Source organism: Blautia glucerasea, assembly GCF_013304385.1.
Classification (GTDB): domain Bacteria; phylum Bacillota; class Clostridia; order Lachnospirales; family Lachnospiraceae; genus Blautia_A; species Blautia_A ammoniilytica.
The window spans coordinates 1-13169 of record NZ_JAAITU010000014.1; the positions used below are offsets into that span (position 1 = coordinate 1).

A 13169-nucleotide genomic window follows, 5' to 3' on the forward strand; every position below is an offset into this window, starting at 1 on the left:
CAATTCATCTCCCACCTGTAGAGGAAGGAGAATTCTTGCTATATATTATGTTAAAATTTACCCCCACATGTTGTATCTTCGTATTTTATTGTGTTTTGATATAGCCTACAATCTCCTCCACACAATCCTCCAATTCAACATTCTGAAACCTCTTCCAGATTCCTGCCTTCAGAATATTCTCCTCAGAAAAATCTGCCTGATCTGCCAGGAAACGTCTGCACATTTCCTCATACTTTGGCTTCTCCTGCTCCTTCTCCCTATTCAGTGCACGGGTAAGACGTTCTCCATCCTCCACTTCGATATAAACCGGACGGACTGCATCCTCACCGTAATAGTTTTTTAGTTTAAGATAGGATTCCAGGGTGCCAATCCCAAGATAATCATCCTGTGTCAGATCCACCTGTCCGTCATCTGCGGTAAAATAATACCAGATTCCATGCATGGTACTGTAGGAACGTGCCTCGATCACACAACCCTTTCTCCTGAATTCTTTCAGCTTTTCTTCATCTGTAAAAAAATATTGCTTTCCTTCTTCTTCTCCGTCACGTATAGGACGTGTTGTATATAAAACCATTTTTTTCAGATTCAGTTCTGTATGCTGCATCAGTCTTGCGTAGATATGATCCTTACCTGATGCACTCTTTCCCATGATATAAAAAATCTTTCCCATATGGTTCCAGGGCATAAGCCCTATAACTCCTTTACTACTGCTATGGTTTCATTTGTATTGTCTGCAAGACCCTGGAAATTCAGTCCCTGCTCCATGTATCTTCTCACATTCTTTATGAAAAGTCCAGTGATCTGCTCGCCTGGCACCAGAAGCGGAATCCCCGGCGGATATAAATAAGCAAATTCTGTAGAAATCTTCCCTGCACTTTCTTCTAAAGGACAAGGCACAGACGGAGCATCCATTGCCTGGGAGATCCTCATAAACTGCTTCTTTTCTTCCCAGCGAAAATCATACTCTGTCCTCTTATCTTCCACCTTCAAAATGGCTGCTTCTCTTTCATCTATGGTCTGTATGGCCTCACACAAACGTAAAAATCCTTCTTCTGTATCGCCTACTGCTGCCATAGCGATCACATACTGCTCTGTCTCCATCTCTACTTCGATCTTAAATTCCTGACGCAGGACCTTGGCAAGCTGTGTGCCATTAAAGGAACAATGCTCTGTAGACAATATGATCTTTGATCTGTCAAAATCGAAATATTCTTTATTGCCTGGCTCAGGAACCAATCTTATATAATTGCATTTCGCCAAGCTTCGCCTTGCCTGCTCCAGCTGCCTGGTAAAGGTGCGAAACATATCCGTACCTTCTCTTTTCATCTTGTCTACACAGGCATCAATACTTGCCATAAGTACATAGGAGGGACTGCTGGTCTGATAAATATCCATAAATCTGGCAAGCTTTGTCCCATCTACAAGATCACTGCACCTGTGGAGAACTGCAGTCTGTGTCATAGAAGGCAGGGTCTTGTGAAAACTCTGGATTACCACATCTGCTCCCAGCTTCTCTGCTGGCACAGGAAAATAAGAAGAATATCGGAAATGAGCACCATGAGCCTCATCTACGATCAGTGGAACCTGATGCTCATGTGCGATCCTGGCGATTTCCTGAATATCTGACACTACTCCATCATAAGTAGGAGAAGTGATCAGCACTGCCTGGATATTTTTATTTTCTTCCAGCGATCTTTCCACACGGGAAGTCAAAATTTCTCCATTTATCCCCAATTTTGGGTCTGTCTGTGGATAAATATATATAGGTTCAAGATCTCTTAAATAAATCCCATGATATACTGCTTTGTGGCAGTTACGGGCTACCAGGATCTGTCCTCCCTTTTCCACAGAAGCAGAAATAGCCGCAAGGATAGCTGCCGTACTTCCATTTACAGAAAAAAAACTTTGTTTTACTTCGTAAAGTCTGGCCAGCTCTTCCTGTGCTTCTTTAATGATCCCTTCTGCATGATGAAGATTATCAAATCCATATATTTCTGTAATATCCTGCTCTATTGGAAAATCTCCGTACACAGATGCTTTGTTTCTTTTGTGCCCCGGCATGTGAAACGGGTAAGACCCTTCCTGACCGTATGCTTCCAGCTTTTTATATAATCGTTCCATCCTGTCCTCATATCCTGTCTGTATGGCCGATCCAGCAGGATCAAACCTTAAACCTGTATCCAACACCCCAGATCGTCTCAATATACTGTGGCTTTGCTGTATTAAACTCTATCTTCTCACGGATCTTCTTAATGTGTACAGTAACTGTGGCTATATCCCCTACAGATTCCATATCCCAGATCTCCCGGAACAATTCTTCTTTTGTAAATACCCGGTTGGGATTCTCTGCCAGGAAAGTAAGAAGATCAAATTCCTTGGTAGTAAAGGTGGTTTCTTCCCCATTGATCCATACTCTCCTGGCCGTCTTGTCAATCTTGATCCCACGGATCTCGATCACATCATTCTTCTGGACATTAGATCCTACCAGACGATTGTATCTTTCCATATGAGCTTTTACCCGGGCAACCAGTTCACTGGGGCTGAATGGCTTGGTCATGTAATCATCTGCTCCAAGTCCAAGTCCTCGTATCTTGTCAATATCATCCTTCTTGGCAGAAACCATGATGATCGGGATATTCTTTTCCTGACGCACCTGTCTGCAAATATCAAAACCATCCACCTCCGGAAGCATAAGATCCAGAATGATCAGATCAAATTTCTCTGTCAGTGCCCGATCAAGTCCTGTATCTCCCCGGTTGGCTATCTCTACTTCAAACCCGGAAAGTTCCAGATAATCCTTTTCCAGATCTGCAATTGCTTCTTCATCTTCTATGATCAATATCTTACTCATTTCATAGGTACCTCCTGATATTTTCTGAGAGCAAAGTACATGATCGTACCAATCCCTTCACGGCTTGTAGCCCATACCTTGCCGCCATGGTCCTCCAGGATTTTCTTTACAATGGAAAGCCCTATGCCACTGCCCCCCTTAGAAGAATTACGGGAAATATCCGTCCTGTAAAAACGGTCAAAAATATATGGAAGATCCTTGGCCCCAATACCCTTGCCATTGTCCTCTATCTCAACCTGGATAAAATCTCCAACATCCTTTACACGGATCTGTATAATACCTCTCTTCTTGTCCATGTACTTGATGGCATTGCCGATAATATTGTGAATCACCCTGCGGATCTGCTCACCGTCAGCGATCACCACCACATCATTCTCCACATAATTGGCATAAACCAACTCGATTCCTTTTGTTTCCAGCTCCAGACCAACTTCTTCTGCGCAGTCACTGAAATAATCCTCTACATTCAGCTTGCTGAACGTATATGGGATACGGTTGGTGTCAATCTTGGAATAAAAAGTAAGCTCATTGATCAAATGATCCATCTCATTTGTCTTATTATAAATGGTACGCACATATCTGTCCATCTTCTCCGGTGTATCTGCAACACCATCCATGATCCCCTCCACATAACCTTTTACAGCAGTGATCGGGGTCTTCAGGTCATGGGAAATATTGCTGATCAGCTCTTTATTCTCTTTTTCGATCAGATTCTTCTCTTCTGTGGATTCTTTCAGACGGCGGCGCATCTCTTCAAAGTCCTGGCACAACTGGGAAAACTCATCATTTCCCTCTACATCCAGGACAAAGTCCAAATTCCCTTCTTTGATGTTCTGCGTCGCTTTTTTAAGTTTTACCAAGGGAGTGGCAATACTCCGGTACAGCCAGAGACCAATTGCCAGAGCTGTAAATATAAGAATAATAAATGCAGACAAAAACAGATCCTTGGTCATCAAATGGATCCTGGCATGTCCTTCATCGGACTGCGAAATGGCAATATCATATACTTCTCCATCACTGTCAGTCTCTGTCTGGGTAACGGTTTGCTTGGACTGAGTCTCTCTAAAACCATATAATGCTGCAGCAAAAAGCAGTAACGGAACCAAAATGATCATCGTAAATCCTACGATGATTCTTGCTTTCAGTTTCATAGGCAATATCCTTTACTTATTCATCCTGTACGTTAGCAGTATTATATCACAGATACCATTGTTTATCTCTAAATTTTCTATAAAAAAGCTTCACTAGGCACGATCCTATTACGAAAAAAAGCGCCCCACCATACAGTGAAGCGCATTTTCCAAATCTATTAACGGCTTATGCCAGATATTTTTTAAGATCATCAACTTTGTCCAGATGCTCCCATGGAAGATCAACATCTGTACGTCCAAAATGTCCGTAAGCAGCAGTCTGTTTGTAGATCGGGCGACGCAGATCCAGCATTTTGATGATACCAGCCGGGCGAAGATCAAAATTCTCACGGATCACTTCTACAAGCTTTGCATCAGAAAGCTTTCCTGTGCCAAATGTTTCTACATGAATAGATGTAGGATGTGCAACACCGATTGCATAAGAAAGCTGGATCTCACACTTGTCGGCCAGTCCTGCTGCCACAATATTTTTAGCTACATAACGAGCTGCATAAGCTGCAGAACGGTCTACCTTTGTACAGTCCTTTCCGGAAAAAGCACCGCCGCCGTGACGTCCTGTTCCACCGTATGTATCTACAATGATCTTACGTCCTGTAAGTCCACTATCACCATGAGGTCCGCCGATTACAAAACGTCCGGTAGGATTAATAAAATACTTGGTATCCTCATCTACCATATCACTTGGGATGATCTCATCAAATACATATTTTTTAATATCTTTATGGATTTGCTCCTGTGTTACATCCGGATCATGCTGTGTAGAGCATACAACTGCATCAATACGGATCGGCTTTCCATCTTCACTGTATTCTACAGTTACCTGAGTCTTGCCATCTGGCCTTAAATACTTTAAAGTACCGTCTTTACGTACTTTTGTAAGCTGATATGAAAGCTTGTGTGCCATATTGATGGCATAAGGCATATATTCTTCCGTCTCATTGGTAGCATAACCAAACTGAATGCCCTGATCACCGGCTCCAATGGAATCCAGTTCATCCTCATCCATCTTATCCTCTCTCAGCTCCAATGCTTTATCAACACCCATTGCAATGTCTCCTGACTGCTCGTCGATTGCAGTGATCACAGCACAGGTATCTGCATCAAATCCGTATTTGCCTCTGGTATAACCAATCTCACGAATCGTATCCCTTACGATTTTCTGGATATCAACATATGCTTTTGTAGTAATCTCTCCCATAACAAGCACAAGACCTGTGGTTGTTGCTGTCTCGCAGGCTACACGGCTCATCGGATCCTGTTCTATCAATGCATCAAGAATGGCATCTGAAATAGCATCACACATTTTGTCCGGATGACCTTCTGTTACTGATTCGGAAGTAAATAAAAGTTTCTCCATGATTTCTCCTTTTCTCTTTAAATGTAAAAACAGCCCGAATAATCGGACTGTTTAATAAATGCTATATATAATCAGTCCTCTTATTGTTCGATTGCTCGCTCAGGCAGGGCACCTTCCATGATCTCTCAGGGGTTGCCGTGGCTTCTCAGGTCCTATGTACCTCCACCACTCTGAATAAAAGGCTATTTTTAATTGTATCGTTGCAAACAATACAATATACTCATTAATATCAATTGTCAATAGATTTCAGAAAAAAACCTGACCGTCAGTCATTTCATAGTATTAACACTGCTTTACAGCATGCTATAGCATCAGGCCAAATCCATAAGATCATCCTACACGAAGACGGAACTTCTGGATCTCTTTCTCACTGGATACACGCTCGATCTCAGCTCCAAGACTTCTCAGCTTGTCCTCAAAATCCTCATATCCTCTCTGGATATACTGGATATCATCCACTATGGTAATACCCTCTGCTGCAAGTCCGGCAATCACAAGAGCAGCTCCTGCACGCAGATCCGGAGCACTGACTCTAGCTCCTGTCAGCTTCTTCACACCATCAATGATAGCAGAATTACCTTCTACCTTGATGCTGGCTCCCATTCTGGAAAGCTCGTCTGCATATTTGAAACGATTCTCAAAAATACTCTCTGTTACAATACTTGTCCCCTCTGCAAGGGCAAGGGCAACTGCAATCTGCGGCTGCATATCTGTAGGATATCCTGGATATGGAAGGGTCTTCACATGAGTACGGTGAAGCTTTCCTGTAGCACGTACACGAACCGCATCATCAAATTCCTGTACTTCACAACCGATTTCCTCCAGCTTGGCAGTGGTTGCTTCCAGATGCTTCGGTATTACATTTCTTACGGTAACATCGCCGCCTGTAGCAGCTGCAGCAAACATAAATGTACCAGCCTCGATCTGATCCGGAATAATGGAATATTCTGTCTTGTGAAGCTTCTCAACTCCACGGATACGGATCACATCTGTACCTGCACCCTTGATGTTGGCTCCCATACTGTTCAGGAAATTGGCAACATCTACTACATGTGGCTCACGTGCTGCATTCTCGATAATCGTACGTCCTGGCGCCAGAGATGCAGCCATCATAATATTGATGGTAGCTCCAACAGATACCACATCAAGGAAAATATGGCTTCCATGAAGATTCTCTGCTTTGGCCACGATCGCACCATGAAGAATATCCACCTTTGCTCCAAGGGCACGGAATCCCTTTAAATGCTGGTCGATAGGACGGCTTCCGATATTACATCCTCCCGGAAGGGGGACTTCTGCATGCTTATACTTGCCAAGCAGTGCTCCTAATAGATAATAAGACGCACGGATCTTCTTAATATATTCATAATCTACACTTACGTCCGCAATGGTAGAACCATTGATCTTAACGGTTGATTTATTCACACGTTCTACCTGGGCACCAATACCGGAAATAGCCTCCAGCAAAACATTTATGTCTCTTACATCAGGCAGGTTCTCAATCAGGATAGTCTCGTCCGTCATTATTGCTGCGGATAAAATAGCAAGAGCCGCATTCTTTGCACCGGCTATGTCCACCTCACCTACCAGTGGATTTCCGCCTTTAATAACATACTGTTCCATAAAACACCTCTATTATTTACTCTCCTCATGTCAACAGTTACTTTTACCCCTTTGATTATCATATAGCTACTGATTCTTTTCACTATACCAGTGTTTCCAAAACTGCCTGCAGACTTGCTTCCAAATCTTTCCCTTCTTCATCGATCACAATATCTGCATATCTCTCATATAAGGGAACTCGTTCCTCATAAAGGCTTTTCAGAGTCTGTCCTTCCTTCAAAAGAACTCCTCTTTTTTCAAGATTTCCCAGTCTTTTAGCAAGGGAATCCAGAGAAAGCCTGAGATAAACGACTTTTCCTATTTTTTTGAGATGATCCATTGCCTCCTCACAATATACCACACTTCCCCCAGTGGCAATAACTGTATTCTCAGTCTCAATGGATGCATTCACACGATTCTCTATGGCTTTGAATCCTTCGACTCCTTCCTGCTCAATGATCTGATGCAGACGCCTTTTCTCCTGACGCTGTATCAACAGGTCTGAATCCATAAATTCATATCCCAGTACCTTGGCAAGAACAACACCAATGGTGCTCTTCCCCACTCCCGGCATGCCAATCAATGTAATATTATTCATGTTCTCAATAAATTCCTTTCGATTTTAACACATTCTGATCAAATGTGCAATCCCACCGTGAAATCAGCGCTTTTCCTGTTTTTTTCTTTTCTTTACGCTGTACCCGAAAGTGCCCAGGCTTTTGCCTGTTCCCAAATATTCACCATGGGAATATACGATCGGTTTTGCTTTATTCAGTTGAAATTTATTATTCTTATCTATGTACTCCTGCTGGGCATGGACTGCCAGAACCTCTGCAAGAAACATGTGATGGGAACCAAGCTCCTTTACCTCTGTTACCCTGCATTCAATAGATACCGGTGATTCCTTGATCATAGGTGCCTTTACAAACTGTGCCGGCTCCTTGGTAAGATGGGCTTCTTTAAATTTGTCCACATCCCTTCCTGAACGGACACCACAGTAATCTGTAGCAAAAGCCAATTCCTCAGTGGTAAGGTTGATCACAAATTCTCCGGTCTTTTTAAGCATTTCGTAGGAATATCTTGACGGGCGCACAGAAATATAAACCATAGGCGGATTAGTACATATGGTTCCTGTCCAGGCCACTGTAATAATGTTGTCATTCCCCTGTCCGTCTGTAACGCTTACCATCACTGCCGGAAGAGGATACAGCATATTCCCGGGTTTCCATGTTTCTTTCATAATTTTTATCTATCCTTCTGTATTCTTTAATGCTCTTTATCCTAACGATTTTTATACAATGGTCTTTACTGTAATGATCTTACTGCAAGATTATGCATATTCGTTGGTCATAAGCTGTGCAGCTTCCATCATCGCAGGAATGATCTGCTTCTTTCTTGAAACCACTCCCGGAAGCATAAATGCTCCGTTCTCAGGCTCAATATGAAAAGCAGACTCTGCCATTTCCCGGCTGCCTTCCCCATAGTAAAGAAGCATAGTAGACTCGTCCAGGATATTAGTAAGCATAAAATAAACCCTGGTAACACCATGCCGCCCGCATTCGCTTACCATAAATGGTTCCAGCCTCTCTTTAATCTCCAGAAGCTCGTCTTTGTCCATGGAACTGATCTGTCCCACGCCAAAAGTAACATTTCCTTCTGCAATAAATTTCTTGTAATCCTGATAAAAAATCTCTTCCGGAGACTTTTCCTTCAGATTGCTGCCTGCCTTAAACATTTCCTTTGCAAATTCTTCTATCTTAATATCAGCGATCAGTGCCAATGCACTAGCAGCAATCTTATCCTGCTGCGTGCATGTAGGGGAACGAAACATCAGCGTGTCTGAGATGATTGCCGCACAGAGAAGTCCTGCGATCTTTGGCGGGATCTCCAGCCTTTCTTCCCCATAAATCTTATAAAGAATGGTGGCTGTGCAGCCTACCGGTTCATTCCGAAAGCTGATAGGCTTCATCGTCTCCAATGATCCCAGCTTATGGTGATCAATGATCTCAACGATCTCAGCTTTATCTATATTATCAACTGCCTGATCCTTCTCATTATGATCTACCAGAATCACCTTTTTCCTGTGCATATCAAGAAAATTACGGCGAGAAATAGTACCTACGCATTTCCCCCGCTTATTGATCACAGGAAATGCACGGTGACGGTGTTTAATCATAACATCCTGAATATCATCTGTAAAGTCTTCTGTATTAAAAGTCACCAGATTATCCCTTTTCATTACAAATCTTAAAGGAATACTCTGGTTGATCAGCCTTGCAATTGTAAAAGAATCACATGGTGAGGTGATCACCACAATGTTCTTCTCATGTGCAAGAGATAGCACCTTCTGAGATACCTCAACGCCCATACCCACAATGATACAGCTTACATTTAGTCTGATTGCCTGGATATGGTCTTCTTCACGGTTGCCCATGATCACCATATCGTCTTCTTTTACAAATTCCTTCAGTACCTGAGGATTGGCAGTGCCTACAAGAACCTTACCTTTTACAAAATAAGCATGTTCATTACCCTCAACTACCTTGCCGCTAAGAGTTTCCGCAATCCTTCTGTACTGAGTCCTGGCATTAGACAGAAAGTAACTATCTGTTGTATCCATGTAAGTCTTTGCAATATCTCCGATGGTGACAAGGCCTTCCAGTTCTCCGTCCTTATCCCGGATGGGCAGTGACACAATACTATTCTCCTGCATCATATCCCATGCATTCTTCAGGGACATACTCTTATCCGCCTCAGGACTGACACGAATATCCATATCCTTTACCTGTGTACCTATATTTCCCAAATATGCAGGAGGCTGTACCCCAAAACGCTTCAGTACATACTGAGTCTCTTCATTGATCTGACCTGCACGCTTGGGAATATATTTTTTTACAAGGCTTTTTTGATTCTTAATGTCTGCATAAGCAATGGCAGAACAGATGGAATCCGTATCCGGATTCTTATGTCCTATTACAAATATTTTTTCCTGTGTACCCATTCATACCGTCCTTCCACGATCCAGAACCCTGATCAAAGCTTGATGTTTGCAAACAGAGAACCAAGGGATGTTGTAGCCTGTTCTCCTGAATCAGGAATTTCAAAGGTTTCTTCTTCTACATCTTTTGCCATCAGGTCGGAAGCCTCTTTAATACTCAGGCTTAACTTACCGTCCTTCACAGAAATCACTTTTACCTTAACAGTATCTCCTACTGTCAATACTTCTGAAGGCTTCTTGATCCTTTTCTCACAGATCTGTGAAATATGGACAAGACCAGAAAGACCATTTCCCAGATCAACAAATGCGCCATAAGGCTGCAGGCTTTCTACTTTTCCTTCCGTAACAAAGCCCGGCTGAATATTTGAAATTTTGTTCTTACGCTCTTCCTCTGCCTTCTCTCTGAGAAGCTCTTTTGCAGAAAGAATCAGCTTCTTGTTATCTTCATCAACATCGATCACCTGTACCTGAAGATGCTTATTCAGGTAATCATTGGTATCCTCCACATAAGAAAGTGCCAGCTTAGATGCAGGGATAAAGCCTCTGATGCCTTCTACATAGGCAACTACACCGCTGTTCACAACTCCCTTTACAATCACATCGATCACTTCACCGGAAGCTTTCATCTCTTTTAAACGATCCCAGGCCAGCACATCAGTAGCCTCCACCCTTGAAAGCAGAATATTCCCATGTCCGTCATCTGTACGCACTACTGTGGCAGAAACCTCATCACCTACATGCACATCTTCTTTCAGGTTAAAACCAGGCTCCCTGCTGTAATCCTCTGCCGGAATAATACCTTCTGCATAATATCTCAGGTCAAGCACTACTTCCTTCTCATCTACACTGATCACTGTACCGGTAAGAATGTCTCCCTCCTGTACCTTCTTAAAAGAAGCCTCCAGCTCCTTCTCATAATCTTTCATTGTTTCAGACATAATCTATTCTCCCATCTTTCAATATTAATTATTCTCATTGTAAATAATCCATATCCTTATAGTATTACTTTTAAAAATGCATTCCACAGATAATTCTCATCTTATCTGAAGTGAATTATAGCATACTAGCTGAAAAGATGAAAATATGGATTTTTATATTTTTATATAACATTTTACTTTCTTCTTGGAAATAAAGATAAACTTTCCCTAAAAACGAGGAGTGCCCCGGTAGTGGTTTACCGGGGCAATTATTATGAAAAAATTTTATGTGTAATGGTGTCATTACAACGTCTTTGGTATTGTTCTTTCGAACTGATTACATCATAGCAGTTACTTGTGAACAAATTATGAACCTGTAGTGAACTTTTAGTTTTTTTGCACAATATTTTCTGTTTTTCTATTCTTTTTTTATAAAATTACCACATGCAATTTTTTCATAATGTTTTTATTTATTGTGTATTTAGTACATTAAAGTGATAAATCAGAACCATCCTTTTACTAAATTAAGAATCTTCTTCAGGAATCCTTTCACATCATTCTTCTCAACTCCAAGAGCATCCATCTTGTCAAATACTGCATTTACATCACTGCGAAGCTCATCCTCATCAATATTGGCATCCTTTACCTTTCTGGCAAGGTCTACCAGATTGTCCTTCTCTGAATCTGTAAGACTGATCTGGAAAGCATCCGCTGCCTCATTGATCACAGTACGGATCTGATCATCAGTTACATCCTGCTGTCCGATCTTGTCCTTCACATACATGATAATGTCTACTGTCTGATCCGGATCGCTGAATACTGCATCCACTCCACTGTCGATCAGAGCTTCCAGAGAAGAAGTATCAAAACCAGAAGCTATCGCCGGTACCGGTACAGAAAAAGCAAGTGCCCCAGCCATCATAATACCTGTTAATTTCTTTATGTTCTTCAAAATAATAACCTCCTGTTAAATAGCCAAATGATCTTTGTGTCTCATAATTTCCTCTATGATATCATCAAATCATTACATCCTTACGATCCGTTTCTTATATCATAAAGTTCGGTTTATTATAACACAGTTGGTATTTAAAATTTGTAAAATATATATAAAATTTCTATAATCATTTTATAAGTAATATCCAAAAGAAAGTTATAATTTTCACTCAATTCCAAATCTCAGTTACAATTATTTTTTTTCTCGTTCATTATTTTTTCATAATATAAACATGATTCCATCACAATTTATGGATATACTAAAAAGCGTAAAAATAATACAGCCAACATTATTTTTATAAATTTCTTTTTCATATGTTAATTACCAATACGGTAATTAACTCTCCTTCCTTTTAAAAAATATATTTGAGACAAAATAAAAAGCATCCGCCTAGCCAACGGATGCTTTTTATTTTATTTATATTCTGGAAAATTCATTGGAAAGCTGCGCAAACTGCTCCAGCGTCAGTGCCTCTCCTCTGATATTCAGCGGAAGACCAGCACTTGTCAGCGCACTTTCGATCTGCTCCTTCTTAAAAGACAATTCAGAAGCGTTCTTAAGTCCGTTTACCAGAGTCTTTCTTCTCTGATTAAAGGATGCCCGGATAATGGCAAACATCAGTTTTTCATCATCTACCTTTACCGGCGGATCCTGAAATCTGGTAAGCCTGATTACAGCACTTCCTACCTTTGGCCTTGGCATAAAACAGTTTGGCGGAACATTGGTCACGATCTGTGGCCTTGCATAATACTGTACAGCCAGTGACAGTGCTCCATAATCCTTAGTACCCGGACCTACCTGCATCCTGTCTGCCACTTCTTTCTGCACCATAATAGTAATACTGTCCAATGGTACCTGATTTTCAAATAATCCCATAATAATAGGCGTTGTAATATAATATGGCAGATTGGCAACCACCTTTACCGGACGTCCACCATTCTTCTCCTGGGCCAGCTTACATACATCTACCTTCAGGATATCCTCATTGATCACAGTTACATTATCCCAATCCTGTAAGGTATCCTGTAAGATTGGAATCAGAGAACGGTCGATCTCCACCGCTGCCACTTCCCTGGCAGCCTCTGCCAGATACTGGGTCATCGTACCGATACCAGGACCTATCTCAATCACAAAATCATCCTTTGTTATCTGGGCAGCTTCAATGATCCGTTCCAGAACGTGGGTATCAATTAAAAAATTCTGCCCAAACCTTTTCTGGAATACAAAATGATACTTTTGAAGGACTTCAATGGTATATTTTGGATTTCCAAGATAAGGTCTGGGCATTTTTTAATCTCC

The 13169-nt window shown here is 41.6% G+C and carries 12 protein-coding genes and 1 riboswitch; all 12 genes read right to left on the bottom strand.

Annotation, left to right across the window (positions count from 1 at the left end; all coding sequences use genetic code 11):
• Positions 1 to 85: 85 nt before the first annotated feature.
• The gene (locus G5B11_RS07270; protein ID WP_173727417.1) at positions 86 to 670 is read right to left on the bottom strand and encodes a guanylate kinase; all 585 of its coding nucleotides are present in this window, start codon (positions 668 to 670) and stop codon (positions 86 to 88) included.
• A 20-nt stretch (positions 671 to 690) separates the two neighbouring features.
• Positions 691 to 2121 carry an aminotransferase class I/II-fold pyridoxal phosphate-dependent enzyme gene (locus tag G5B11_RS07275; RefSeq protein WP_173727397.1) on the bottom strand — a complete coding sequence of 477 codons (1431 nt, stop codon included), beginning with the start codon at positions 2119 to 2121 and terminating at the stop codon, positions 691 to 693.
• Between the two features lie 40 nt (positions 2122 to 2161).
• A complete protein-coding gene (locus G5B11_RS07280; protein WP_158422146.1) occupies positions 2162 to 2851 on the bottom strand; it encodes a response regulator transcription factor in 690 nt (229 codons plus the stop codon).
• Positions 2848 to 3966, bottom strand: coding sequence for a sensor histidine kinase (locus G5B11_RS07285; protein WP_420360622.1), 1119 nt, complete (start codon positions 3964 to 3966; stop codon positions 2848 to 2850). The genes G5B11_RS07280 and G5B11_RS07285 overlap by 4 nt, the downstream gene beginning before the upstream one ends.
• Positions 3967 to 4168: 202 nt before the next feature.
• Positions 4169 to 5359, bottom strand: coding sequence for a methionine adenosyltransferase (gene metK, locus G5B11_RS07290; RefSeq protein ID WP_173727399.1), 1191 nt, complete (start codon positions 5357 to 5359; stop codon positions 4169 to 4171).
• A 77-nt stretch (positions 5360 to 5436) separates the two neighbouring features.
• Positions 5437 to 5540: riboswitch (SAM riboswitch) on the bottom strand.
• Positions 5541 to 5689: 149 nt separating this feature from the next.
• Entirely contained in the window at positions 5690 to 6982 is a 1293-nt protein-coding gene (locus G5B11_RS07295; RefSeq protein ID WP_158422149.1) for a UDP-N-acetylglucosamine 1-carboxyvinyltransferase, read from the bottom strand.
• An 82-nt stretch (positions 6983 to 7064) separates the two neighbouring features.
• Positions 7065 to 7559, bottom strand: a complete 495-nt coding sequence (locus G5B11_RS07300) for a shikimate kinase (protein WP_158422150.1) — start codon at positions 7557 to 7559, stop codon at positions 7065 to 7067.
• 63 nt (positions 7560 to 7622) lie between these two features.
• Entirely contained in the window at positions 7623 to 8204 is a 582-nt protein-coding gene (locus G5B11_RS07305) for a flavin reductase family protein (RefSeq protein WP_158422151.1), read from the bottom strand.
• A gap of 87 nt (positions 8205 to 8291) precedes the next feature.
• Positions 8292 to 9962: a putative manganese-dependent inorganic diphosphatase gene (locus tag G5B11_RS07310; protein ID WP_173727400.1), complete on the bottom strand. Its 1671-nt coding sequence runs from the start codon at positions 9960 to 9962 to the stop codon at positions 8292 to 8294.
• 32 nt (positions 9963 to 9994) lie between these two features.
• Positions 9995 to 10897 carry a 30S ribosomal protein S1 gene (locus G5B11_RS07315; protein WP_173727401.1) on the bottom strand — a complete coding sequence of 301 codons (903 nt, stop codon included), beginning with the start codon at positions 10895 to 10897 and terminating at the stop codon, positions 9995 to 9997.
• A 481-nt stretch (positions 10898 to 11378) separates the two neighbouring features.
• Positions 11379 to 11828, bottom strand: coding sequence for a DUF1002 domain-containing protein (locus G5B11_RS07320; protein ID WP_173727402.1), 450 nt, complete (start codon positions 11826 to 11828; stop codon positions 11379 to 11381).
• Between the two features lie 459 nt (positions 11829 to 12287).
• On the bottom strand, positions 12288 to 13157 hold the full coding sequence (rsmA, locus tag G5B11_RS07325; RefSeq protein WP_173727403.1) for a 16S rRNA (adenine(1518)-N(6)/adenine(1519)-N(6))-dimethyltransferase RsmA: 870 nt from the start codon (positions 13155 to 13157) through the stop codon (positions 12288 to 12290).
• Positions 13158 to 13169: the final 12 nt, after the last annotated feature.

Excerpts from the sequence above, each read along its gene's own strand:
- G5B11_RS07275 (WP_173727397.1), bottom strand. The coding sequence starts at position 2,121 with ATGGAACGATTATATAAAAAGCTGGAAGCATACGGTCAGGAAGGGTCT.
- G5B11_RS07300 (WP_158422150.1), bottom strand. The coding sequence starts at position 7,559 with ATGAATAATATTACATTGATTGGCATGCCGGGAGTGGGGAAGAGCACC.
- G5B11_RS07315 (WP_173727401.1), bottom strand. The coding sequence starts at position 10,897 with ATGTCTGAAACAATGAAAGATTATGAGAAGGAGCTGGAGGCTTCTTTT.
- G5B11_RS07310 (WP_173727400.1), bottom strand. The coding sequence starts at position 9,962 with ATGGGTACACAGGAAAAAATATTTGTAATAGGACATAAGAATCCGGAT.
- G5B11_RS07280 (WP_158422146.1), bottom strand. The coding sequence starts at position 2,851 with ATGAGTAAGATATTGATCATAGAAGATGAAGAAGCAATTGCAGATCTG.
- G5B11_RS07285 (WP_420360622.1), bottom strand. The coding sequence starts at position 3,966 with ATGATCATTTTGGTTCCGTTACTGCTTTTTGCTGCAGCATTATATGGT.
- G5B11_RS07295 (WP_158422149.1), bottom strand. The coding sequence starts at position 6,982 with ATGGAACAGTATGTTATTAAAGGCGGAAATCCACTGGTAGGTGAGGTG.
- metK (WP_173727399.1), bottom strand. The coding sequence starts at position 5,359 with ATGGAGAAACTTTTATTTACTTCCGAATCAGTAACAGAAGGTCATCCG.
- G5B11_RS07270 (WP_173727417.1), bottom strand. The coding sequence starts at position 670 with ATGGGAAAGATTTTTTATATCATGGGAAAGAGTGCATCAGGTAAGGAT.
- rsmA (WP_173727403.1), bottom strand. The coding sequence starts at position 13,157 with ATGCCCAGACCTTATCTTGGAAATCCAAAATATACCATTGAAGTCCTT.